Origin of the sequence: Herbiconiux liukaitaii, assembly GCF_041927495.1 — a bacterium.
GTDB classification, from domain to species: domain Bacteria; phylum Actinomycetota; class Actinomycetes; order Actinomycetales; family Microbacteriaceae; genus Herbiconiux; species Herbiconiux liukaitaii.
This window is the reverse complement of record NZ_JBHFHG010000006.1, coordinates 383,507-405,839: the sequence shown is the minus strand read 5'-3', so window position 1 is coordinate 405,839 and position 22,333 is coordinate 383,507. Positions and strand designations below refer to the sequence as shown.

The window sequence follows — 22,333 nt, the reverse complement described above, 5'->3', positions numbered from 1 at the left end:
CCGGTGTGGGTGCTACTCGGCCGCGGCAGCCGGCGTGGCCGGCTCCGGGTCGGAGTTCTGGGGGGCTGCGGCGGCGGATTCCACCGGGGCGGCGTCGCCCTCGCGGGCATGGGCCTTCGAGGCATCGCGCTTGGCGTTCTGCTCGGCCTTGGCCTCTGACTTGTTCTTGAGCGGACCGATGACCATGACCATGTTGCGGCCGTCGATCGTGGGAGTGGACTCGACGGTGCCGAACTCGGACACGTCTTCCGCGAAGCGCTGCAGCAGACGCACGCCCTGGTCGGGACGCGACTGCTCGCGGCCGCGGAACAGGATCATGGCCTTCACCTTGTCGCCGGCCTTCAGGAAGCCCTCGGCGCGCTTGCGCTTGGTCTCGTAGTCGTGCACGTCGATCTTCAGGCGGAAACGGACCTCTTTGAGGATCGTGTTGGCCTGGTTGCGGCGGGCCTCCTTGGCCTTCTGCGCGGCTTCGTACTTGAACTTTCCGTAGTCCATGATCTTCGCGACCGGGGGCTTGGAGTTGGGTGCGACCTCGACGAGGTCGAGGTCAGCCTCCTGGGCAAGCCGAAGAGCGACGTCGATGCTGACGACGCCGACCTGCTCGCCGCCGGGGCCCACGAGGCGTACCTCGGGGACTCGAATACGGTCGTTTGTACGGGGATCGCTGATGCGTTGCTCCTTAGTTTCGTGGATGTTCACGAAAGCACAGGAAATCCCTCGACATGCGCACACTGAGGTGCTCACACCACACCCTGTCTACTCACCTGCCGGCCGGAGCCGGTGGGTGAGCGGAGTGTTATCGACCCGGTAACCTATTGAAGCGGTTTGCGCGGGTGGGAGATTCTCCACTTTCGTACTGAGACCAATGGTCCCAGAGCCGCACAGAGTCTATCAGAGACTTGGCCCCTGTAGTAAGGACCTCTTGCGATGAGCGATACCAGCATGCCCGACGACTCCACGGCGGGGGCGATCCGCGACATCGCGGACGTGCCGGCGATCGAGATCGTGACCACCACCGCCGTGCACCTCATGAGCGCGGCCGCCGTGAAGTGCGGGCTCTCGGACGACCCGGATGTCGAGACCGACCTCGACGAGGCGCGCAAGCTCATCACCGCTCTCGCGGGGCTCGTGACCGCGTCGGCGCCGTTCCTCGGCGATCAGCACGCCAGGAGCCTGCGCGACGGCCTGCGCTCGCTGCAGCTCGCGTTCCGCGAGGCCTCCGTGGTGCAGGATCCGGTGGGCGAGGGCCCCGGGGAGAAGTACACCGGGCCGGTCAGCTGAGCTCGAGCCCGGGCTCCGGCTCGGGCCCTGCCTCTGGCTCGATCAGTCGAGCGCGGTGACCCGCACGCCGAGAGAGTCGACACGTTCGGCGATAACTGCGCTCTCCGCCCAGCGCGCCTGAAGACGCTGCACGAGCTGATCCAGCGTCTCCTTGTCGAGGCCGGGCACGAGCGCGAGCACGACCAGGAGCTCCGGGCCGCGCAGACGCGCCTGCGGGTCACCTGCGACGGCCCGGATTCCGGCGACGGCGGGCTCGGAGCGGATCGAGACCTCGAAGGCCTCCGCGACGTCGGGGTCGTCAGGAGCGGGGATCCAGGGCTCGCCCTGGGCCAGGGCCCAGACGGCCGGGCGGCGGAGGGCGAACTCGGTGGGCGAGCCGGGGTCGAGCACGATGAGTTCGGTGCCCTCGGACGCCGCCGCGAGGGCGGCTCTGCGCGCATCGACCGGGATGGGTCGGGCCTTCGGGTTCCAGGCCGACATCGCGGTCACCGAGGTGAACGCGGGGAGCACCGTGCGACCGCCGGGGCCGCTCACCGTGACGAGGGAGAGCTCCTGCGTCTTGTCGACGCGGAGACCGGCATCCGTGACCCCTTCCTCCCCCGCGTGCGCCACGAGGGGCACGAGGAGGCGCACACCGCGGAGCGCATCGACGACGGTCTCGGGCCCGGCGTCGGCAGCGTGGAAGCGGGAGAGCGCGTCGAGCACGACCTGGGGCGCGCTGCCGTCGTCGGTCTCGCTGGCGTGCGACTCGAAGGTGCGACCCTTCCAGGGCTGGCCGGCCGAGTCCGTGCCGCCGGTGTGGTCGGGGCCGGTGTGGTGGTCGTGCTCAGTCAGAAGCCACGTCCAGGGCCTCGGGCAGGGTGAACGCGCCCGAGTAGAGCGCGCGCCCCACGATGGCGCCCTCGAGGCCGTGGGGCACGAGTTCGCGGAGCTCGGCGAGGTCGTCGAGGCTCGAGATGCCGCCGGAGGCGATGACGGGGCGCTCGGTGCGATCCATCACCTGGCGGAGCAGATCGACGTTGGGGCCCTTGAGCGTGCCGTCCTTCGTGACGTCGGTCACGACGTAACGTGCGCAACCGGCCTCCTCGAGGCGGTCCATGACGTGCCAGAGGTCGCCGGCATCCTGGGTCCAGCCGCGGGCGGCGAGCGTGGTGCCGCGCACGTCGAGGCCGACGGCCACGGCATCCCCGTACTGGGCGATGACGCTGGCGGCCCACTCCGGGTTCTCGAGCGCCGCGGTGCCGAGGTTGATGCGCTTGGCCCCCGACGCGAGGGCGGTCTCGAGGCTCGCGTCGTCGCGGATGCCTCCCGAGACCTCCACGTTGACTCCCCTGGCCTGGCGGATGACCTTCTTGATCACGCCGAGGTTGTTGCCCCGGCCGAAGGCGGCGTCGAGATCGACGAGGTGGATCCACTCGGCGCCCTGGGCGATCCAGTCCGCAGCGGCGTCGACGGGGTCGCCGTGGAACGTCTCGGTGCCCGCCTTGCCCTGCGTCAGGCGCACGGCCTTGCCCCCGGCCACGTCGACCGCGGGCAGCAGCACCAGCTTCGGCGCCTTGTTGAACTCGCTCATGACTCTTCTCTCGTTCCGGCCCGCCCGACTCCGCTGGCCGCGTGCGATTGCCCCCCGCGATAGTAGCGACTCCGCGTGGCCACGTCGAAACGATGTGTCACGACGGCGTCGCCTCGCCACGCGGCGCCGCCGGGCACAGCGGGGGCGATCAGCGCAGCGAGTCGATCCAGTTGGCGAGCAGGCGGATGCCCGCCTCGCCCGACTTCTCGGGGTGGAACTGGGTGGCCGAGAGCGGACCGTTCTCGACGGCCGCCACGAACTTGGAGCCGTGCTCCGCCCACGTCACGAGCGGCGGACGGTGGGTGACCTCGGGGGTCAGCTCCCAGTTCTGCGCGGCGTAGGAGTGCACGAAGTAGAAGCGCTCGTCGCGGATGCCGTCGAAGAGCACCGAATCCGCGGGGGCCTCGACCGTGTTCCAGCCCATGTGCGGCACCACGTCGGCCTCGAGCAGCTCCACGGTGCCCGGCCACTCGCCGAGACCCTCCGTGTCGATGCCGCGCTCGATGCCGTCGGCGAACATGACCTGCATGCCCACGCAGATGCCCAGCACGGGGCGTCCACCGGCGAGGCGCTTGTCGATGACCTCGCCGCCGCGCACCGCGGCGAGCTGGTCCATGACCGCGCTGAACGCACCGACGCCGGGCACCACGAGACCGTCGGCCTCGAGAGCCGCGGCCCGATCGCCCGTGACGGTGACGTCGGCACCTGCACGCTCGAGCGCCTTGGCGGCCGAGTGGATGTTGCCGCTGCCGTAGTCGAGCAGCACGACGGAGGGAGAGCTCACAGGGCGCCCTTCGTGGAGGGGATGCCGGAGACGAGCGGATCCAGGGCCTTCGCCTGGCGGAACGCGCGCGCGAACGCCTTGAACTCGGCCTCGGCGATGTGGTGCGGATCGCGACCGTTCAGTACGGTGACGTGCACGGTGAGGCCCGCGTTGAAGGTGATGGCCTCGAACACGTGGCGCACCATCGAACCGGTGAAGTGACCGCCGATGAGGTGGAACTCGAAGCCGGCGGGCTCGCCGGTGTGCACGAGGTAGGGGCGGCCGGAGATGTCGACCACGGCCTGCACGAGCGCCTCGTCGAGCGGCACGAGGGCCCCGCCGAAGCGCGAGATGCCCGACTTGTCGCCGAGCGCCTGGCGGATGGCCTGGCCGAGCAGGATCCCCGTGTCCTCGACCGTGTGGTGCACGTCGATCTCGATGTCGCCCCTCGCGCGCACGGTGAGGTCGGTGAGCGAGTGCTTGGCGAAGGCGGTGAGGAGGTGGTCGTAGAAGGGCACCGAGGTCTGGATGTCGGAGACGCCCGTGCCGTCGAGGTCGAGCGTGAGCTCGATCGACGACTCGCTGGTCTCGCGCTGCAGGCGGGCGGTGCGGGGTGCGGTCATGCCCTCAATCCTACCGAGGGCGTGCGCCGGGGCGTCGCTGGCGGCGAAGACCGCGGGCGGGGTGAGCGAACTCGGTCAGCGATCCGCCGCTGGCGTGAGTTCCCTCATGGCGTCGAGGAAGGCCGTCGTCTCGGCGGCCGTGCCCGCGCTCACCCGGAGGTGGCCGGGGATGGCCAGGTTGCGGATGATGATGCCGCGGTCGAGGAGCTGCTGCCAGAGCCACTCGGGGTCGTCGACGCCGCCGAACAGCACGAAGTTGGCCTCGCTCGGCCACGGGTGGTAGCCGAGCTCGGCCAGCTCCCGCTCGATGCGGTCGCGCTGGGCCTTGATGTCGTCGACCATGGCGAGCACCTCGGGGGCGTGCGCGAGAGCCGCCACCGCGGCTGCCTGGGTGAGTGCGGAGAGGTGGTAGGGCAGGCGCACGAGCCGCAGCGCATCCGTGACCGCCGGGTGGGCCGCGAGGTAGCCGAGGCGCGCGCCGGCGAAGGCGAAGGCCTTGCTCATGGTGCGCGAGACGATGAGGCGGGGGCGGCCCTCGAGCAGGCTGAGGGCGGTGGGTTCGCCGGCGGCGGTGAACTCGGCGTACGCCTCGTCGACCACGACCATGCCGTCGAACGCGTCGTAGACGGCGCGGATGGTGTCGAGGCCGAGGCCCGTGCCCGTGGGGTTGTTGGGCGAGCAGAGGAAGACGATGTCGGGCGAGGTGCGCTCGACCCAGCTCACCGCCGTCTCGGGCGAGATGAGGAACTCGGCGTCGCGCTCCCCCGCGATCCAGCGGGCGCCCGTGGCCTGGGCGATGATCGAGTGCATGGAGTAGGTGGGAGGGAAGCCGAGCACCGAACGCCCCGGGCCACCGAAGGCCATGAGGATCTGCTGAAGGATCTCGTTCGAGCCGTTCGCCGCCCAGACGCCCTCGGCGCCGAGCTCGAGGCCCGGCTCGGTGCTCACGAGGTAGCGGGCGAGCGACTCGCGGAGCGCCGTGAACTCGCGGTCGGGGTACCGATTGACGGTGAGGAGCTCCCTGGCCACCGCTTCGATGATGTCGCGCGCGACCTCTTCGGGGATCGGGTGCGTGTTCTCGTTGACGTTGAGCTCCACGGGGAGGTGGAGGTGCGGTGCACCATAGGGCTCGAGGCCCCTGAGGTCGTCTCGGATGGGCAGATCGGAGAGGGAGGTCACCCGCAGAAGCCTACTCGGAGCGCGGATCGCGACCGGCGCAGCTTCCGCCGCCGCTGTTACTGCTAGTCGGCGATGTCGGCCGGCACGGCGATGCGCTGACCGGGCTGCACGGACGACTCGCTCAGCTGGTTGAGGCTCATGATCTCGGCGATGACATCACGCGGGTCGGCCTCGGGCGCCAGCGACTCGGCGATGGCCCACAGGCTCTGGCCGGACTTGACGGTGAGGTAGTCGAACTCGGCACCGGAGGTGGTGCCCGTGGCCACGGCGGTGCCGCCGCTGAACAGTGCGGCGAACCCGAGCAGGAGGATGATCGGCAGAGCGATGACCGACGCCAGCACCGTGCGACCGCGAGCCGTGATGCGGAGCCGCGTGGTGGGCACAGCGGAAGCGGTTCCGGCGGCGCCGGTGTGGGCAGCGTCGGTGTGTGCGGTGCGGGCGGTCGTGGTGCTGAGAGGTGCTGCTGCGTAGCTCATGATTCCTCCTGAAGGGTTCGTACCGGCGCTCGGCCGGGAGCGCCGATACGAAGTCTTGTTCCGAATGTATATTCGATTTTCTGGTTCGTCAAGCGGATATACCTCGAAGAATCGGCGACACACTCGAACATATGTGTGTTTTCGAGTACTTCTCGGATACAGTTTCGATCGACAGGTGAACTCAACCACCAGCCACCGACATCGGCGCTCGCGCCCTCGGTGGGAGCGCAGAAAGCAGGAGACGTGGCGAACGAGACCGGCCGCACCAGACGACGCAAGAGCCTCAGCGACAAGCAGCTCGCGATCCTCGACGTGATCCAGCGCTCCGTGCTCTCACGCGGGTATCCGCCGAGCATGCGCGAGATCGGCGACGCCGTGGGGCTCTCCTCGCTCTCGAGCGTCACCCACCAGCTCAACCAGCTCGAGCTCTCCGGCTACCTGCGGCGAGACCCCAACCGCCCCCGCGCCATGGAGGTGCTCATCGACGTGCCGAGCGCGGAGGACGCGCCGTCGCCGGATGCCGACTCCTCACCCCCTGTGGGCGACGCCACGCTCGTGCCTCTCGTGGGCCGCATCGCCGCGGGCATCCCCATCACGGCCGAGCAGCAGGTCGACGAGGTGTTCCCGCTCCCCCGTCAGCTCGTGGGCAACGGAGACCTCTTCATGCTCAAGGTCGTGGGCGAGTCGATGATCGACGCCGCCATCTGCGACGGCGACTGGGTCGTCATCCGCCAGCAGAGCACCGCCGAGAACGGCGACATCGTGGCCGCCATGCTCGACGAGGAGGCCACCGTGAAGGTGTTCCGCCAGCGCGACGGCCACACCTGGCTGCTCCCCCGCAACAGCAACTTCGAGCCCATCCTCGGTGACTTCGCCACGGTGCTCGGCAAGGTCGTGGCAGTTCTCAGAGCTGTCTAGCGTTCAGAAACGCAAACGTCGCGGCAACCGGACCCCATGAGGGCTTGGATGCCGCGACGTTCGCGTTGTTGAATTACTCAGGCGGGCTCAGCGGGGTACGGAGAACTCGGTGAGGCGGTCTTCGAACTCCGGGTTGACGAGGGCGCGCACGTGGGTGCCCGACTCCTCGTACTCGGTGCTCAGCACGGTGTTCTTCTCGTGCAGGAGCGTCACGAGGTCGCCGCGCTCGTAGGGCACGAGCAGGTCGACCTCCACACTGGGCCGCGGCAGGATCTCGTCGATCGCCGCGAGCAGCTCGGCGATGCCCTCGCCCGTGCGGGCCGACACGAAGATCGCCGTCGGCTCGAGACCGCGGAGCACGAGCCGGTCGTCGTCCGGCACGAGGTCGCTCTTGTTGAAGACCACGATCTCCGGGATGCCCCTGGCCCCCGCCTCACCCATGACGTCGCGCACCGTGGCGATCTGGCTCGCCGGATCCGGGTGGGATCCGTCGACGACGTGCACCACGACATCCGAGTCGGCCACCTCCTCGAGCGTCGACCGGAAGGCCTCGACCAGCTGGTGGGGCAGGGCGCGCACGAAGCCGACGGTGTCGGCGATCGTGTACGGCCGGCCGTCTCCCGTCGCGTTCTTGCGCACCGTCGCGTCCAGGGTGGCGAAGAGCGAGTTCTCGACCAGCACGCCCGCGCTCGTGATGCGGTTCAGCAGCGACGACTTGCCGGCGTTGGTGTAGCCCGCGATCGCGACCGACGGCACGGCGTTGCGCTTGCGGTTGGCCCGCTTCGCATCCCGAGCCGGCTTCATTTCCTTGATCTGCTTGCGCAGCTTCGCCATCCGCGTGTGGATGCGGCGGCGATCGAGCTCGATCTTGGTCTCACCGGGGCCACGGGATCCCATTCCGGCTCCCGCCCCGCCCACCTGGCCACCGGCCTGGCGCGACATCGAGTCACCCCAGCCGCGCAGTCGCGGCAGGAGGTACTCGAGCTGGGCGAGCTCCACCTGGGCCTTGCCCTCGCGGCTCTTGGCGTGCTGGCTGAAGATGTCGAGGATCACGGCCGTGCGGTCGATCACCTTGACCTTCACCACGTCTTCGAGCGCACGCCGCTGGCTCGGGGCCAGCTCGGTGTCGGCGATCACGGTGTCGGCGCCGAGCGACTGCACGACGGCCCTGAGCTCCTCGGCCTTGCCCTTGCCGAAGTAGGTGCTGGGGTCGGGGTGCGCACGGCGCTGGAGCAGCCCGTCGAGCACCACGGCGCCCGCCGTCTCGGCGAGGGCTGCGAGCTCGCGCAGGGAGTTCTCGGCGTCGCCGAGGGTGCCCTGCGAGTAGACGCCGATGATGACGACGTTCTCGAGCCTGAGCTGTCGGTACTCCACCTCGGTGACGTCTTCGAGCTCGGTGGAGAGCCCGCCGACGCGGCGCAGCGACTGGCGGTCCTCACGATCGAACTGGTCGCCGTCGTAGCCGGAGCCCGCAGGCCCCTGACCGGTGGTCTCGGGGCGCTGGAGCGCCTGCGCTCCGGCCTGCTCGAAGAGCGAGTATCCGGAGGAGCGCTTCTCGGCGCTCGCGAGCACACGGCTGACGGCGTCGTCGGCCTCGGTGGAGGAGTGATCGGTGTTCTCAGTGGTCTGGTGGTCTGACATTGCGGTCAAGACTAGTCTCCTTGTTTGCTAGATTCCCTCTATGGATGGCGAGCACTACTTCTCGGCACGACCTGCCGGAGAGCTCGAGCTCCGTGAGATCGACGTCACCCTCGCGGGTTCTCCCTACCGGGTCGCCACGTCGTCGAAGATCTTCAGCCCCGACCACATCGACACCGGCACCCAGGTGCTGCTGGCGAACGTGCCCACGCCTCCCGAGACGGGCGATCTGCTCGATCTCGGCTGCGGATGGGGACCGATCGCGCTGACGCTCGCGCTGGAGTCACCGCGCGCCACGGTGTGGGCGGTGGACGTCAACGAACGTGCTCTGGATCTGGTGCGGCGGAATTTTCACATGATGGGTCTCGAGAACATCAACGCCTGTCGACCCGGGGATGTTCCCGAGGAGGTGCGATTCGCCGCGATCTGGTCGAATCCGCCGATCCGGGTGGGAAAGGAGGTGCTGCACGGCATGCTGCGGCACTGGATCCCCCGCCTCCACCCCGACTCGGAGGCGTGGCTCGTGGTGCAGAAGCACCTGGGGTCGGACTCGCTGCAGCGCTGGCTCGAAGCGGAGTTCCCGGCGTTCGCGGTGTCGCGCGCCGTGTCGGTCAAGACCTTCAGGATGCTGCGGGTGGTCAGCGCCTGAGCCGGTGAAGCCCGGGAGCCGTGCGCATCAGCGGCGTCACGCCAACGAGAGGTCGCCCTCGTAGACGAGCTCGGCCGGCCCCGAGAGAGCCACGTGCTCGCCGTCTTCGGTGGGGAACATGCGCACACCCACCACTCCGCCCGGCACCGTGACGCGCCACTGGTTCGGCGCGCCCGCGCCCGCCCAGTGCCGCGTGGCCAGGGCGGCTGCCGCTGCCCCCGTGCCGCACGAGAGGGTCTCGCCGCTGCCGCGCTCGTGCACACGCATGCGGATGTGGCCGACGCCGTCGCGCACGAGCGGATCGCTCGGCACCACGAACTCCACGTTCGCGCCGTCGACCGGTGAGGGCTCGAGGTGCGGGATGTAGCTGAGGTCGGCCTCGTCGAGCTCGGCGTCGTCGGCGAGGGCGACCACCACGTGGGGGTTGCCCACGTTGATGCCGAGGCCGGGACGCGCCACCTGGAGGTTCTTGGCCCGCACGAGGGTCTCACCGCTCTCGAGGCGCCAGCGCCCGAGATCGACCTGGTAGCCGAGGGCGTTGCGCTGCAGGTCGCGCACGCCGCTGCGGGTGCCGATGACCATGGTCTCGCCCTGCTCGAGCGTGGCCAACCCGTTGTCGATGAGGTAGCGCGCGAACACGCGGATGCCGTTGCCGCACATCTCGGCGATCGACCCGTCGCCGTTGCGGTAGTCCATGAACCACTCCGCCGCCGGATCCTCGGCGAGGGCCGCGGCGCCCGCCTCGAGGTTCGCCGAGCGCACGGCGCGCAGCACTCCGTCGGCGCCCACGCCGAAGTGGCGGTCGCAGATGGCGGCCACCTGGCTCGGATCGAGGTCGATCTCGCCCTCGGGGTCGGTGAAGAGCACGAAGTCGTTCCCCGTGCCCTGGCCCTTGGTGAAGTGCAGATCGGCTGGCATGGATTCAGTCTAGGACGGCCTCGAGAGCGGCCGACACGCTGTCCGCTTCGAGCGGATCGACGTCGATGGTGCCGGTGTAGCGCTTGAACCACCCCACCTGGCGGCGCGCGTAGCGACGCGTGAGCGCTTGCGCCTCGGCGATCGCCTCGGCGGTGGTGGCCGCACCGTCGAGCTCGGCGAGGGCCTGGGCGTAGCCGATGGCCCTCGCCGCGGTGGTGCCCGAGCGGAGCCCGTGCTCGGCGAGCTCGGCGACCTCCCCCACGAGGCCGGCCGCCCACATGCGCTCGACCCGGGCGTCGAGGCGGGGCACGAGCTGCTCACGCGGGATGCCGAGCCGCAGCACGGTGGCGGGCCGCCACGGCACGGGCTGCTCGGGGAGGGTGCCGCTCAGGGGCTTGCCCGTGAGCTCCACGACCTCGAGGGCTCGCACGATGCGCCGGCCGTTGTGCTGGCCGATCGACGCGGCGGCCTCGGGATCGATGGCCTTGAGCCGGTCGTAGAGCACCCGCGGGCTCGACTCCTCGAGCTCCGCCTCCAGTCGCGCACGCACGGTCTCGTCGCGCGCCGGGAAGCTGAAGTCGTAGAGCACCGACGAGACGTAGAGTCCGGAGCCGCCCACGAGGATGGCTGTGTCCCCACGAGCGATGATGTCGTCGATGTCGCGCCTGGCCTCGCGCTGGAAGGCGGCGACCGAGGCGTCGTCGGTCACGTCGAGCACATCGAGCTGGTGGTGCGGGATGCCGCGGCGCTCCGCCACGGGGAGCTTGGCCGTGCCGATGTCCATGCCGCGGTAGAGCTGCATCGCGTCGGCGTTCACGACTTCCGCCGGTCGACCGCCCGCGACGAGTCGCTCGGCGAGGTCGAGCGAGAGATCGGACTTGCCCGTTCCCGTGGCGCCGACCACCGCGAGGAGGGCGGGTGGCTCGGTGCTCACCGCCCGCTACCCGCGGAGATCGTCGGTGGGACTGTAGATGGGCACCGTGGACACCGTGGGTGCGGCTGCCACACTTGCCGGGGCCGCGGCCACGGGTGGGCCCATGCGCAGCGTCGGCAGGCCCAGCGAGACGGGGCCGACCTTGCCGGGCGTGCTGGTAGCGCCTGCCGCCGGGCTCGGCACGCCACAGGACTCGGCCTCCGACCTGTCCCACGCATCTCCGGCCCTCGTCGGGCGCACGGCGAGCGGCGAGCCGTCGCTGTCGGCGATGAGGTGGAAGGGTGCGGCCTGCGTGATGACCACCGAGACGACGTCGCCGGGGCGCGGGCGGGGCGACCCCTCCGGCAGTTCGAAGTGCACGAGCCGGCTGTCCTCCGCGCGACCGCTCAAGCGGTGGGTGGCACTGTCTTTGCGCCCCTCTCCGTTGGCCACGACGAGCTCGACCCGGCGGCCGATGAGGCCGCGGTTCTCCTCGAGCGAGATCCTGTCCTGCAGCGCGGCCAGGCGCTCGTAGCGCTCCTGCACCACCGCACGCGGAACCTGGTCGGGCAGCGTGGCCGCGGGGGTGCCCGGACGGACCGAGTACTGGAAGGTGAAGGCCGAGGCGAACCGCGCCTGCTCCACCACTCGCAGTGTCTCGAGGAAGTCCTCTTCCGTCTCACCGGGGAAGCCCACGATGATGTCGGTCGAGATCGCCGCGTGCGGGATCCTGGCGCGCACCCGGTCGAGGATGCCGAGGAACTTCGCCGAACGGTAGGAGCGCTTCATGGCCCGGAGGATGCGATCGGAGCCGGACTGCAGCGGCATGTGCAGCTGCGGCATGACGGCGGGCGTCTCGGCCATCGCGTCGATCACATCGTCGGTGAACGCCGCGGGATGCGGGCTCGTGAAGCGGATGCGCTCGAGACCCTCTATCTGCCCGGCCGCGCGCAGCAGCTTGCCGAACGCGAAGCGGTCACCGAACTCGACGCCGTAGGAGTTGACGTTCTGACCGAGGAGCGTGACCTCGATGGCCCCGTCGTCGACGAGGGAGTGGATCTCTCCGAGCACCTCGCCGGGGCGGCGGTCCTTCTCCTTGCCGCGGAGCGCCGGAACGATGCAGAACGTGCACGTGTTGTTGCAGCCGACCGAGATGGAGACCCAGCCGCTGTAGGTCGAGTCGCGCTTGGTGGGCAGGGTCGACGGGAAGGTCTCGAGCGATTCGAGGATCTCGATCTCCGCGGCGTCGTTGTGGCGGGCGCGTTCGAGCAGTCGAGGCAGAGCCCCCATGTTGTGGGTGCCGAACACCACGTCGACCCACGGCGCCTTCTCGAGGATGACGTTCTTGTCCTTCTGCGCGAGGCAGCCGCCCACGGCGATCTGCATGCCCTCGTGCTTGCGCTTGATCGACGCGAGCTGGCCGAGGTTGCCGTAGAGCTTGTTGTCGGCGTTCTCGCGCACCGCGCAGGTGTTGATGACGACCACGTCGGCCTCGACACCCTCGGCGGGTACGTACCCGGCCGCCTCGAGCGATCCGCTCAACCGCTCGGAGTCGTGCACGTTCATCTGGCACCCGAAGGTGCGCACCTCGTAGGTGCGCACGCGCCCCGAGGTCTCCCGTGCCGCCGTGGACGGCACGATCACCGTGGGGGCTTCGCTCACTGTGCTCATGATCCACCCAGTCTACGAACTGCCGGACGGCCACCAGGTCAGCGGAAGCGGGGGCCGCTCGCCGACTTGCGGGTGGCCATGGCCTGCCGCGTGACCTCGCGCACCACACCGGAGCCGAAACCGCGGCGGGTGAGGAAGGCCACGAGACGACGCTCGGCCGTGGTGTCGTCGTACGACGCCAGCTGACCGATGCGCTTCATGGCCGCCTCGTGCGCCAGGTCGAACTCGTGGTCGTCGTCGAGCCGGGAGAGCGCCTCGGTGACCATCTCGGAGGGGATCTTGCGCGCCGCGAGCTCCCGCGAGATGACCGCGCGGCTCTTGTGGTTGCGCTCGCTCAGACGCTCGACGAGAGATTCGGCCAGCGCGAAGTCGTTGAGGTAACCGAACTCCTCGTACTTGGCCACGAGCACGTCGGCCTCGTCGGAGGTGGCCCCCTGAGCCACGAGCAGGTCGTGGGTCTCGCCCGCGGAGAGCTGGCGACGGCCGAGCGCGCGCACGACCGTGTCGCTCACGTCGGCGAGCCGCTCCTCATCGCTCTGCGGCGGCTCGAGCTCCACCGGCTCCGCCGACTCGACCACGGGGAACGACTGCACGGGCGGCAGAGAGGGCGACCGGCGCCCGAAGACGGGGTGGGTGACCTCGGCAGCCGATCCGGCCGCCGAGGAGCGCTGCCGCCCTCGGCGCACCGAATCGAGACTGACGATGTCGTTCACGCGCTAGGCGCCCTTCCGCGAGGCGATCTTGGGCTGGATCGAGTCGACGTTGCCCGCCGCGACAGCAGCGGCCGCAGCCAGATCAGCGGCCTTGAGAGCCGCCGCACCGGCTTCGCCGACTCCGAGCTTGGCGAGGATCTTGTTCTCGATCTCGAGCGCGATGTCGGGGTTCTCGGTGAGGAACCGACGCGAGTTCTCCTTGCCCTGGCCGAGCTGGTCTCCGTCGTAGGTGTACCAGGCACCGGACTTGCGCACGATCTCGTGCTCCACACCGAAGTCGATGAGGCTGCCCTCGCGGGAGATGCCTATGCCGTAGAGGATGTCGAACTCGGCCTGCTTGAAGGGCGGAGCCATCTTGTTCTTCACGACCTTCACGCGCGTGCGGTTGCCCACGGCGTCGGTGCCCTCCTTGAGGGTCTCGATACGACGGATGTCGAGCCGCACGGAGGCGTAGAACTTGAGCGCCTTGCCACCCGCGGTGGTCTCGGGGCTGCCGAAGAACACACCGATCTTCTCGCGCAGCTGGTTGATGAAGATCATGGTGGTGTTGGTCTGGCTGAGGCCACCGGTGAGCTTGCGGAGCGCCTGCGACATGAGGCGCGCCTGCAGACCCACGTGCGAGTCGCCCATCTCGCCCTCGATCTCGGCACGGGGCACGAGAGCTGCCACCGAGTCGATCACGATGAGGTCGATCGAGCCCGAGCGCACGAGCATGTCGGCGATCTCGAGTGCCTGCTCACCCGTGTCGGGCTGCGAGACCAGGAGGGAGTCGATGTCGACACCGAGCTTCTTGGCGTACTCGGGGTCGAGCGCGTGCTCCGCGTCGATGAACGCCGCGATGCCGCCGGCCCGCTGGGCGTTGGCGATGGCGTGCAGCGTGAGCGTGGTCTTACCCGACGACTCCGGGCCGTAGATCTCGACGATGCGGCCGCGCGGGAGCCCACCTATGCCGAGGGCGACATCCAGAGCGATGGAACCGGTGGCGATGACCTCGACGGGTGCCCTGTCGTCGCTGCCGAGGCGCATGACCGACCCCTTGCCGAACTGACGGTCGATCTGGGCGAGCGCGGTCTCGAGTGCTTTCTCACGATTTGCTTCTGACGGCATCTCGATCTCCTTCTGGTGTGTGCGGCCTCTCGGCGGCGATGGTGTGCCCACAGGCTGTCATGTGCGTCCGAGCTTTCCGGCCGACAACGACAAGGCGTCACGGGAGTGATTCGAACGATCCCCACGGTAGACAGCACCACCGACACCGGGTCGGGCTGCAGCCGTTCTGTGGAGAAGCGTCACTGCCACTCCCGCTGTGCAGGAGCCTACGCGCATACGAAGGTATGTTCGATACAAACGCGGCGTGTCGCATCCGATCTTCGAGGAATGCGAAAAGGCCCCCGGCGTGAACCGGGGGCCTTTCGGATGATCGGGTGGGCTAGCCACGGGGCTGAGCGGGGAGCCCAGCGCCGTGCCACCTCTGGGAGGGCACGTCCGCCGCTCGGCAGACGGCCAGCCAGACGTCGCGCGGAGCCGAACCGGAACGGAGCGCCTGCTCCGCGGTCTGGTCCGCGAGATCGACGAGCACGAGGTCTCGCGTGACGACCTGCCCGTAGGCGTCACCGAACTCGTCGGAGATCGCCGTGCGGAACTCGCTCAGTCTCACCTGACCGCTGCGCTCAGCGGGTGACGAGGTCGGCGTCGAAGTCGGCGACGAACTCGTCCGGAACGGTGTCGGGGATGGGGTCGATGCCCTCGACGATCGCGAGGCGGTCACCGACCTCGCGCATGATGACCGAGATGGGCGTGTCGAGGGCTTCTGCCACCGAGGCGAGGATCTCGCTCGAGGCCTCTTTCTGGCCCCGCTCCACCTCACTGAGGTAGCCGAGTGCGACACTCGCCTTGCTGGCGACCTGACGAAGGGTACGGCCCTTCTGCAGGCGGAAGTCCCGAAGCACGTCGCCGATCTCCTGACGAACTAAAATCATTGGACCCTCCTTGCATTTCCGTCACGGTCTGTCGAGTGGCACTCGAACCGCGGTATCAACCGAAGGTTCGTAGCAGAAACTCTAAACGACGGGGACTGGACACTTCTTGTGAATGACTTCAGATGTAACGAGATCGAAACGCGGTGCATTCCCTGCACGACGACGCGGGCGCAGTTCACAGGAAACCCTCGAGGAACTGCAGCGCGCGGGTGACGGACTCGCGTCGCACGGCGTCCCGATCCCCCTCGAGCGTGAGCGGCAGGTAGCGCACCTCGTGCCCGATGGCCAAGCCGATGAAGACCGTGCCCGGCTCCTGGCCGTCCTGCGGATCGGGGCCGGCCACACCCGTGGTCGACAGCCCGATCTGGGCGTTCTCGCCGCGCACCGCCAGAGCGGAGCGCACCCCCACGGCCATCTGCAGGGCCACATCCGGATGCACGGCGCCGTGCGCGGCCAGCACCACGGCGTCGACACCCAGCATGCTGTGCTTGAGGGCCGTGTCGTAGGTGACCACTCCCCCGTGCAGCACCGCCGAGGCGCCGGGCACGTCGACGAGGGCCGAGGTGAGGAGGCCGCCCGTGAGCGACTCCGCCACGGCGATCGTCGTGTGCGAGGCGGTGAGCTTGGCGATGATGCGCTCGGCGACCCGGCGGCTCTCGCCTGCGTCGCCCGCCTGATCCGCGTCGCCCGTCTGGCCTGCGTCGTCGGTCACGCGGTGCCGGGGCGGCCGGCCGGTCGGCGGTTGAGCCGTCTGGCCTGGATGAGGTAGTCGAGGCCGGTGAGCACCGTGAGCACGACCGCGATCGTCATGAACACGCCGTTGACCCAGTTCATCCACTCGCCGAGCAGGCTCGGGAACGGCAGCAGCGCCAGCGAGATCGCGATCGACTGCATGAGGGTTTTTAGCTTGCCGCCGCGTGATGCGGGGATGACCCGGTCGGAGAGCTGCACGAAGCGCCACACCGTGATGCCGATCTCGCGCACGAGGATGACGATCGTGACCCACCAGGGCAGCTCCGCGAGGATGGACAGACCGATGAGGGCGGCACCCGTGAGCACCTTGTCGGCGATCGGATCGAGCAGCTTGCCGAGATCGGTCACCTGGTTGCGGCTGCGGGCGATGTGGCCGTCGATGCCATCGGTGGCGATGGCGAGGATGAAGAGCACCGCGGCGGCCCAGCGGAGCCAGCCGCCCGTGCTGCCGTCAGGGCCGCTGCCATCGATGAGCAGCATGGCGAAGAAGATCGGGGCGAGCAGGATGCGGGCGATCGTGATGCCGTTCGGCAGGTTCCAGTTGCTCGGCTTCGACACCGCGCCGCCGTGGTCGGTGCTCGTCACGCGCTACTCCCTGCCGGTCAGACCCCAGGCGTCCTCGTCGGAATCGCCGTCCACTTCAGGGTACTGGTCGAGTGACTCGGTCGGGAACGGGTTGGCGAGGGCCTCCGCCGGCGGCGCGGCATACGTGGGGGCTGGCGGCGCAGAAGCCGAAGAGGAAGCCGAGGACGGGGCCGAAGCGCCCGACGTGGCACCGCCACCGCGCAGCATGGCGAGCACCTCGGGCAGCTGCTCGGCGGTCACGAGCACGTCGCGCGCCTTCGAGCCCTCCGATGGGCCGACGATCTCGCGCGACTCGAGCAGATCCATGAGGCGCCCCGCCTTCGCGAAGCCCACCTTGAGCTTGCGCTGCAGCATCGACGTGGAACCGAACTGCGTGTTCACCACGAGCTCGGCGGCCTGCAGCAGCACCTCGAGGTCGTCTCCGATGTCGGAGTCGATGTTCTTCTTCTCGGCCGTCACCGCCACGTCGTCGCGGTACTCGGGTCGGGCCTGGCGCGTGACGTGCTCGACGACCTTGGCGATCTCGCTCTCGGGCACCCAGGCGCCCTGCACACGGATCGACTTCGACGATCCCATGGGCAGGAACAGGGCGTCGCCCTGGCCGATGAGCTTGTCGGCGCCCGGCTGATCGAGGATGACGCGCGAGTCGGTGACGCTCGTGACCGCGAAGGCGAGGCGCGAGGGCACGTTGGCCTTGATGAGGCCCGTCACGACGTCGACCGAGGGTCGCTGCGTGGCGAGCACGAGGTGGATGCCCGAGGCGCGCGCGAGCTGGGTGATGCGCACGATCGAGTCCTCGACGTCGCGCGGGGCGACCATCATGAGGTCGGCGAGCTCGTCGACCACCACGAGAAGGTAGGGGTAGGGCTTGAGCACGCGCTGGCTCGCGGGCGGGAGCACGATCTCGTCGTTGATGACGGCGCGGTTGAAGTCGTCGATGTGACGGAAGCCGAAGCTCTCGAGGTCGTCGTACCTCATGTCCATCTCCTTCACCACCCACGACAGCGCCTCGGCCGCCTTCTTGGGGTTGGTGATGATGGGGGTGATGAGGTGCGGAACACCCTGGTACGCGGTGAGCTCGACGCGCTTGGGGTCGATGAGCACCATGCGCACCTCGCTCGGCTTTGCGCGCATGAGCACACTCGTGACCATGGAGTTGATGAAGCTCGACTTGCCGGAGCCCGTGGAGCCCGCCACCAGGAGGTGGGGCATCTTGGCGAGGTTGGCGAGCACGAACTTGCCCTCGACGTCCTTGCCCACGCCGATGGTCATGGGGTGCGGGTCGTTCATGGCCTTCTGCGACCGCAGCACGTCGCCGAGAGACACGGTCTCGCGATCGGTGTTGGGGATCTCGATGCCGATCGCGCTGCGGCCCGGGATGGGCGACAGGATGCGGACCTCGTTGGAGGCGACGGCGTAGGCGAGGTTCTTCGAGAGCGCCGTGACGCGCTCGACCTTCACGCCCGGGCCGAGCTCGATCTCGTAGCGCGTGACGGTGGGGCCGCGCGAGAAGCCCGTGACGGCCGCGTCGACCGAGAACTGCTTGAGCACGTCGGTGATGGAGGCGACGATGTCGTCGTTCGCGGCGGAACGGGCCTTCGACGGCTCGCCCGTGGAGAGGTGCGAGACCGAGGGGAGCCGGTAGTTCGCCTCGGAGGCGGCGGCAGCGGGGGGCTGCAGGCCGGCGACCTCGCCCGTTCCCGTGAGGTCGAGCTGGAGCGGCGCATCCGGGATCGGGGTCGCGAAGGCCTGGAGCGCCTCGGTGCCCTCGTCGTCGAGCAGCCCCGTGGTCTGCTTGCGGCCGGGGAGCACCTCGCCCGTGATCCGCTTGATGGCCTGCTCGGCCGCCTCGAGGTCGTGGAGCAGCCCGTTGCCGAAGGCCTCGGTGCTGTCGGGAGCGGGCTCGGCGGCCGGGTCGACGAGCTCGGCCGCGCTCGCGAACGCGCCCTCCTCGGCGGGAGGAGTGCGATCCTCGATGCGGGGGGCGAGCGACGGGGTGTCGAACTCCGGATCCTCTTCGCGCTGGCTCGAGTTGCGGCGCCACCACGGGAGGGCGTCGTCGCCTCGGCGGTCGGCCTCGAAGTCGAGCTGGCCGTCCACGGCACCCGTGGGGGCGTCGGAGGAGGACTTGGCAGCCTTGGCCGCTGCGGCCTTCTCGGCCTTGGTGAGCCTGGGCTCCTCCTCCTCGGGCGCGGGAGCGCCGAAGAGGTAGGCGTAGAGCTCGCGGAGGCGCCGGCCGATCCTGTTCGGCGGGGTCTTCGTGATGATGAAGAGCGAGAGCACGCCGAAGAACGAGAGCACGATGGCGGTGCCGATGGGGGTGATGAGCGCCATGAGCGGGGCTGCCACGAGCCAGCCCACGATGCCGCCGGCCACGGCGAGCTCCTCGATGCCGGCCGAGGGGTCCGGGGCACCGCTGAAGGTGTGGCAGAGACCGGCGACCGTGACGAGGAAGACGGAGAGGCCGATGCCGATGCGGCCGTTGTCGTTGACGGAGGCCGGATGGCGGAACAGCCAGAGCGCGAGCAGCAGCATGATGACGGGCAGCGCGTAGGAGACGCGGCCGAAGAGGCCGCCGAAGGTCCAGGCGCTGATGGAGTCGGCGACGGCGTTGGAGGCCAGGAACCACTCCACGAGGGCGCCGGAGGCGGCCAGGAGGAAGAATAGGAACGGCAGTCCGTCGCGTCGCTCGTCTTTGGCGAGCTTCTCGGGCCCGAAGGCACGAGCGGCGCCGCCGACCACGTGCGCGAGGCCGAGCCAGGCCCGCGTGATGACGCCGGGGCCCTGCTCCTCGCTCACCACGGGGTACTTCACCGTCTTCTGAGCGGCCGTGCGGGTGGGGGTCTTGCGGGTGCTGGGGGCGGCCGTCCCGCGCGCCGATGACGCTCGCGCGCGGGGCGTCGACTTACTACTCGTGGCCATGCGATCACGCTACCCGCGGCCGCCGACTTCACGTCGGAGCGGCCGCGGGTGTTGGGAAATCTGACCCCTACGCTTCAATCACGAGCGGCACGATCATCGGGCGGCGGCGCAGGCTCGAGTTCACCCAGCGGCCGACCGTGCGGCGCACGACCTGCTGCAGGGCGTGCGAGTCGCGCACACCGTTCGTGGCGGCTTCGGCGAGGGCCGCGCTGATCTTCGGGATGACGGCGTCGAAGACCCGCTCGTCCTCCGCGAAGCCCTTGGCGTGGATCTCGGGCCCGACGACGATGCGCCCGGTCTGTGACTCGACCACGACGATGATGGAGATGAAGCCCTCCTCGCCGAGGATCCTGCGATCCTTGAGGTCGGCATCCGTGATCTCGCCCACACTCGAGCCGTCGACGTACACGAAGCCGAGGTCGTACTGACCCACGACCTTCGCCACGCCGTCGCGCAGGTCGATGACGGTGCCGTCCTCCGCGATGATCGTGTTCTCCTCGGGCACACCCGACTGGATGGCCAGCTTCTGGTTGGCCACGAGGTGACGGTACTCGCCGTGAACGGGAAGCACGTTGCGGGGCTTGAGGATGTTGTAGCAGTAGAGCAGCTCGCCCGCGGCCGCGTGGCCGGAGACGTGCACCTTGGCGTTGCCCTTGTGCACGACGTTGGCGCCGAGCTTGGTGAGGCCGTTGATGATGCGGTAGACCGCGTTCTCGTTGCCGGGGATGAGGCTCGAGGCGAGGATGACGGTGTCGCCCTGACCCACCTCGATCTGGTGCTCGAGGTTGACCATGCGCGACAGCACGGCCATCGGCTCGCCCTGCGATCCGGTGGACATGTAGACGATCTTGTTGTCCGGGATGTCGCCGGCCTTCTTGAAGTCGACGAGCACTCCCTCGGGCACCTTGAGGTAGCCGAGCTCGGCGGCGATGGTCATGTTGCGCACCATCGAGCGGCCGAGCAGGGCCACGCGGCGCCCGTTGGCGTGGGCGGCGTCGAGCACCTGCTGCACGCGGTGCACGTGGCTCGAGAAGCTCGCCACCACGACGCGGCGGGGAGCCTTGGCGATGACGGACTCGAGCACCGGTCCGATGTCGCGCTCGGTGGGCGTGAAGCCGGGCACGTCGGCGTTGGTGGAGTCGACGAGGAACAGGTCGACGCCCTCCTCGCCGAGGCGCGCGAACGCGCGGAGGTCGGTGAGCCTGTCGTCGAGCGGCAGCTGGTCCATCTTGAAGTCACCGGTGTGCAGGACGGTGCCCGCAGGCGTCGTGATGGCCACGGCCAGCGCATCCGGGATGGAGTGGTTGACGGCCACGAACTCGCACTCGAACGGCCCGAGGTCTTCGATCTGGCCCTCCGTCACGTCGAGCGTGTACGGCTTGATGCGGTGCTCCTTGAGCTTCGCCTCCACGAGCGCGAGCGTGAGCGCCGAACCGATCAGCGGGATGTCGTTGCGCAGCTTCAGCAGGTACGGCACGGCGCCGATGTGGTCCTCGTGGCCGTGCGTGAGCACGATGCCGACGATGTCCTTCAACCGGTCGCGCACGATGCTGAAGTCCGGCAGGATCAGGTCGACACCGGGCTGGTGCTCCTCGGGGAACAGCACTCCGCAGTCGACGATGAGCAGCTTGCCACCGTATTCGAACACGGTCATGTTGCGGCCGATCTCGCCGAGTCCTCCCACGGGGACGACTCGAAGGGTGCCTGCCTGAAGCGGCGGCGGATCTGCAATGGGGCTCTGCATGGGCCCTCCTCTCAGCGGGTCGTGCCCGCTACTCTCTCTCAACGGGTCGTGCCCGCTACTTTCGGCAGTGCTCCGCCGGCCGCTGCATTGCGGTCGGGTCGGAAGTTCTTGAAATCGAGACCCGGGATGTCCTTGACGAGGTCGATCTCGTTCTCGATCTGGGCGGCCTCCCACTCCTCGGGGCCCACGAGGGGCAGCCGCACGCGCGGGCTGCCGATGCGGCCGAGGCCGTGCAGGATGTACTTCGCCGCGACCGTGCCCGGCACGTGCGTCATGACGGCGCGCACGAGCGGCTCGAGCGACTTGTGCGCCGCGGTGGCCGTGGCGAGGTCGCCCGCGTTCACGGCGTCGACGATGACCCGGTAGGAGGACGGCGCGATGTTGGCCGTCACGCCGATGAGGCCCACGGCGCCGATGGCCATGTGCGGCAGCACGTTGGCGTCGTCGCCGGAGAAGTACAGCAGGTCGGTCTGGTTGAGCACCCGGCTGACCTCGCTGAAGTCGCCCTTGGCGTCTTTGACCCCGAGGATGTTGGGGTGCTTGGCGAGGCGCAGCAGCGTCTCGTACTTGATGGGCACACCGGTGCGGCCGGGGATGTCGTAGAGGATGACCGGCAGATCCGTCGCATCCGCGATCATGCGGAAGTGCGTGAGGATTCCGGCCTGCGTGGGCTTGTTGTAGTACGGGGTCACCACGAGGTTGCCGTCGGCGCCGGCCTTCTCGCTCTGCCTGGCGAGCTGCATGGCGTGCGCGGTCTCGTTGGAGCCACCGCCCGTGATGATCTTGGCGCGGCCGGCGGCCACGTCTTTGCCCACCTCGACGAGCCGGATCTTCTCCGGGTCGGTGAGCGTGGAGGTCTCACCGGTGGTGCCGGTGACCACGATGCCGTCTGCGCCGTTCGAGATGAGCTCGTCGATGAGCTTCTCGGCGGCGGGCCAGTCGACCTCTCCCTCGGCGGTGAACGGGGTGACCATGGCGACCAGGACCTGGCCGAAAGGGTTCGCTGCGGTAGACACGGCTCTAGGCTATCGCCTCACG

The 22,333-nt window shown here is 69.2% G+C and carries 23 protein-coding genes; 3 read left to right on the top strand and 20 right to left on the bottom strand.

What is annotated here, in order from left to right; translation table 11 throughout:
* Window positions 1–12: 12 nt before the first annotated feature.
* Window positions 13–699, bottom strand: a complete 687-nt coding sequence (infC, locus tag ACEXQC_RS14315; RefSeq protein ID WP_374823597.1) for a translation initiation factor IF-3 — start codon at window positions 697–699, stop codon at window positions 13–15.
* A 228-nt stretch (window positions 700–927) separates the two neighbouring features.
* Here infC and ACEXQC_RS14310 point away from each other — a divergent pair, with 228 nt between their 5' ends.
* Window positions 928–1,281 carry a DUF1844 domain-containing protein gene (locus ACEXQC_RS14310; RefSeq protein ID WP_374823594.1) on the top strand — a complete coding sequence of 118 codons (354 nt, stop codon included), beginning with the start codon at window positions 928–930 and terminating at the stop codon, window positions 1,279–1,281.
* A gap of 42 nt (window positions 1,282–1,323) precedes the next feature.
* Here ACEXQC_RS14310 and ACEXQC_RS14305 read toward each other — a convergent pair whose 3' ends face one another.
* The 6 genes from ACEXQC_RS14305 to ACEXQC_RS14280 form a co-directional block, all read right to left on the bottom strand.
* Window positions 1,324–2,115 (bottom strand): SseB family protein, encoded by a 792-nt coding sequence (locus ACEXQC_RS14305; protein ID WP_374823672.1) that lies wholly within the window; start codon window positions 2,113–2,115, stop codon window positions 1,324–1,326.
* Window positions 2,108–2,854: a bifunctional 1-(5-phosphoribosyl)-5-((5-phosphoribosylamino)methylideneamino)imidazole-4-carboxamide isomerase/phosphoribosylanthranilate isomerase PriA gene (priA, locus tag ACEXQC_RS14300; RefSeq protein WP_374823591.1), complete on the bottom strand. Its 747-nt coding sequence runs from the start codon at window positions 2,852–2,854 to the stop codon at window positions 2,108–2,110. Before priA ends, ACEXQC_RS14305 begins: the two co-directional genes overlap by 8 nt.
* A 148-nt stretch (window positions 2,855–3,002) precedes the next feature.
* Window positions 3,003–3,638, bottom strand: a complete 636-nt coding sequence (hisH, locus tag ACEXQC_RS14295; protein ID WP_374823588.1) for an imidazole glycerol phosphate synthase subunit HisH — start codon at window positions 3,636–3,638, stop codon at window positions 3,003–3,005.
* Entirely contained in the window at window positions 3,635–4,240 is a 606-nt protein-coding gene (hisB, locus tag ACEXQC_RS14290; RefSeq protein WP_374823585.1) for an imidazoleglycerol-phosphate dehydratase HisB, read from the bottom strand. Before hisB ends, hisH begins: the two co-directional genes overlap by 4 nt.
* Window positions 4,241–4,315: 75 nt before the next feature.
* Window positions 4,316–5,419: a histidinol-phosphate transaminase gene (locus tag ACEXQC_RS14285; RefSeq protein ID WP_374823582.1), complete on the bottom strand. Its 1,104-nt coding sequence runs from the start codon at window positions 5,417–5,419 to the stop codon at window positions 4,316–4,318.
* A gap of 62 nt (window positions 5,420–5,481) precedes the next feature.
* Entirely contained in the window at window positions 5,482–5,895 is a 414-nt protein-coding gene (locus tag ACEXQC_RS14280; RefSeq protein ID WP_374823579.1) for a LysM peptidoglycan-binding domain-containing protein, read from the bottom strand.
* Between the two features lie 243 nt (window positions 5,896–6,138).
* Here ACEXQC_RS14280 and lexA point away from each other — a divergent pair, with 243 nt between their 5' ends.
* Window positions 6,139–6,813 (top strand): transcriptional repressor LexA, encoded by a 675-nt coding sequence (gene lexA, locus ACEXQC_RS14275; RefSeq protein ID WP_374823576.1) that lies wholly within the window; start codon window positions 6,139–6,141, stop codon window positions 6,811–6,813.
* Window positions 6,814–6,900: 87 nt separating this feature from the next.
* Here lexA and hflX read toward each other — a convergent pair whose 3' ends face one another.
* Window positions 6,901–8,454, bottom strand: a complete 1,554-nt coding sequence (hflX, locus tag ACEXQC_RS14270; protein ID WP_374823669.1) for a GTPase HflX — start codon at window positions 8,452–8,454, stop codon at window positions 6,901–6,903.
* A 40-nt stretch (window positions 8,455–8,494) separates the two neighbouring features.
* On the opposite strand from hflX, the gene ACEXQC_RS14265 reads away from it, so the two are divergent.
* Window positions 8,495–9,100: a class I SAM-dependent methyltransferase gene (locus ACEXQC_RS14265; protein ID WP_374823573.1), complete on the top strand. Its 606-nt coding sequence runs from the start codon at window positions 8,495–8,497 to the stop codon at window positions 9,098–9,100.
* A gap of 36 nt (window positions 9,101–9,136) precedes the next feature.
* On the opposite strand, the gene dapF is transcribed toward ACEXQC_RS14265, so the two are convergent.
* The 12 genes from dapF to dapA form a co-directional block, all read right to left on the bottom strand.
* Window positions 9,137–10,018, bottom strand: a complete 882-nt coding sequence (gene dapF / locus ACEXQC_RS14260) for a diaminopimelate epimerase (protein WP_374823570.1) — start codon at window positions 10,016–10,018, stop codon at window positions 9,137–9,139.
* 4 nt (window positions 10,019–10,022) lie between these two features.
* The gene (gene miaA, locus ACEXQC_RS14255; protein WP_374823568.1) at window positions 10,023–10,952 is read right to left on the bottom strand and encodes a tRNA (adenosine(37)-N6)-dimethylallyltransferase MiaA; all 930 of its coding nucleotides are present in this window, start codon (window positions 10,950–10,952) and stop codon (window positions 10,023–10,025) included.
* Between the two features lie 6 nt (window positions 10,953–10,958).
* Window positions 10,959–12,602: a tRNA (N6-isopentenyl adenosine(37)-C2)-methylthiotransferase MiaB gene (miaB, locus tag ACEXQC_RS14250; protein WP_374823565.1), complete on the bottom strand. Its 1,644-nt coding sequence runs from the start codon at window positions 12,600–12,602 to the stop codon at window positions 10,959–10,961.
* Window positions 12,603–12,640: 38 nt separating this feature from the next.
* Window positions 12,641–13,315 carry a regulatory protein RecX gene (locus tag ACEXQC_RS14245; RefSeq protein ID WP_374823562.1) on the bottom strand — a complete coding sequence of 225 codons (675 nt, stop codon included), beginning with the start codon at window positions 13,313–13,315 and terminating at the stop codon, window positions 12,641–12,643.
* Between the two features lie 3 nt (window positions 13,316–13,318).
* The gene (gene recA, locus ACEXQC_RS14240) at window positions 13,319–14,422 is read right to left on the bottom strand and encodes a recombinase RecA (RefSeq protein WP_374823559.1); all 1,104 of its coding nucleotides are present in this window, start codon (window positions 14,420–14,422) and stop codon (window positions 13,319–13,321) included.
* A 319-nt stretch (window positions 14,423–14,741) separates the two neighbouring features.
* Window positions 14,742–14,969 carry a DUF3046 domain-containing protein gene (locus tag ACEXQC_RS14235; protein WP_374823556.1) on the bottom strand — a complete coding sequence of 76 codons (228 nt, stop codon included), beginning with the start codon at window positions 14,967–14,969 and terminating at the stop codon, window positions 14,742–14,744.
* 13 nt (window positions 14,970–14,982) lie between these two features.
* Window positions 14,983–15,291 (bottom strand): helix-turn-helix domain-containing protein, encoded by a 309-nt coding sequence (locus ACEXQC_RS14230; protein ID WP_374823553.1) that lies wholly within the window; start codon window positions 15,289–15,291, stop codon window positions 14,983–14,985.
* A gap of 175 nt (window positions 15,292–15,466) precedes the next feature.
* Window positions 15,467–16,003: a CinA family protein gene (locus ACEXQC_RS14225; protein ID WP_374823550.1), complete on the bottom strand. Its 537-nt coding sequence runs from the start codon at window positions 16,001–16,003 to the stop codon at window positions 15,467–15,469.
* Window positions 16,000–16,629, bottom strand: a complete 630-nt coding sequence (pgsA, locus tag ACEXQC_RS14220; RefSeq protein ID WP_374823547.1) for a CDP-diacylglycerol--glycerol-3-phosphate 3-phosphatidyltransferase — start codon at window positions 16,627–16,629, stop codon at window positions 16,000–16,002. The genes ACEXQC_RS14225 and pgsA overlap by 4 nt, the downstream gene beginning before the upstream one ends.
* A gap of 3 nt (window positions 16,630–16,632) precedes the next feature.
* Window positions 16,633–19,551 (bottom strand): FtsK/SpoIIIE family DNA translocase, encoded by a 2,919-nt coding sequence (locus tag ACEXQC_RS14215; RefSeq protein ID WP_374823544.1) that lies wholly within the window; start codon window positions 19,549–19,551, stop codon window positions 16,633–16,635.
* Between the two features lie 67 nt (window positions 19,552–19,618).
* The gene (locus tag ACEXQC_RS14210; RefSeq protein WP_374823542.1) at window positions 19,619–21,295 is read right to left on the bottom strand and encodes a ribonuclease J; all 1,677 of its coding nucleotides are present in this window, start codon (window positions 21,293–21,295) and stop codon (window positions 19,619–19,621) included.
* A 38-nt stretch (window positions 21,296–21,333) separates the two neighbouring features.
* Window positions 21,334–22,311: a 4-hydroxy-tetrahydrodipicolinate synthase gene (dapA, locus tag ACEXQC_RS14205; RefSeq protein WP_374823539.1), complete on the bottom strand. Its 978-nt coding sequence runs from the start codon at window positions 22,309–22,311 to the stop codon at window positions 21,334–21,336.
* Window positions 22,312–22,333 lie beyond the last annotated feature (22 nt).

Excerpts from the sequence above, each read along its gene's own strand:
- ACEXQC_RS14265 (WP_374823573.1), top strand. The coding sequence starts at position 8,495 with ATGGATGGCGAGCACTACTTCTCGGCACGACCTGCCGGAGAGCTCGAG.
- miaB (WP_374823565.1), bottom strand. The coding sequence starts at position 12,602 with ATGAGCACAGTGAGCGAAGCCCCCACGGTGATCGTGCCGTCCACGGCG.
- recA (WP_374823559.1), bottom strand. The coding sequence starts at position 14,422 with ATGCCGTCAGAAGCAAATCGTGAGAAAGCACTCGAGACCGCGCTCGCC.
- dapF (WP_374823570.1), bottom strand. The coding sequence starts at position 10,018 with ATGCCAGCCGATCTGCACTTCACCAAGGGCCAGGGCACGGGGAACGAC.
- ACEXQC_RS14210 (WP_374823542.1), bottom strand. The coding sequence starts at position 21,295 with ATGCAGAGCCCCATTGCAGATCCGCCGCCGCTTCAGGCAGGCACCCTT.
- ACEXQC_RS14280 (WP_374823579.1), bottom strand. The coding sequence starts at position 5,895 with ATGAGCTACGCAGCAGCACCTCTCAGCACCACGACCGCCCGCACCGCA.
- ACEXQC_RS14215 (WP_374823544.1), bottom strand. The coding sequence starts at position 19,551 with ATGGCCACGAGTAGTAAGTCGACGCCCCGCGCGCGAGCGTCATCGGCG.
- hisB (WP_374823585.1), bottom strand. The coding sequence starts at position 4,240 with ATGACCGCACCCCGCACCGCCCGCCTGCAGCGCGAGACCAGCGAGTCG.
- hflX (WP_374823669.1), bottom strand. The coding sequence starts at position 8,454 with ATGTCAGACCACCAGACCACTGAGAACACCGATCACTCCTCCACCGAG.
- ACEXQC_RS14310 (WP_374823594.1), top strand. The coding sequence starts at position 928 with ATGAGCGATACCAGCATGCCCGACGACTCCACGGCGGGGGCGATCCGC.
- ACEXQC_RS14230 (WP_374823553.1), bottom strand. The coding sequence starts at position 15,291 with ATGATTTTAGTTCGTCAGGAGATCGGCGACGTGCTTCGGGACTTCCGC.
- priA (WP_374823591.1), bottom strand. The coding sequence starts at position 2,854 with ATGAGCGAGTTCAACAAGGCGCCGAAGCTGGTGCTGCTGCCCGCGGTC.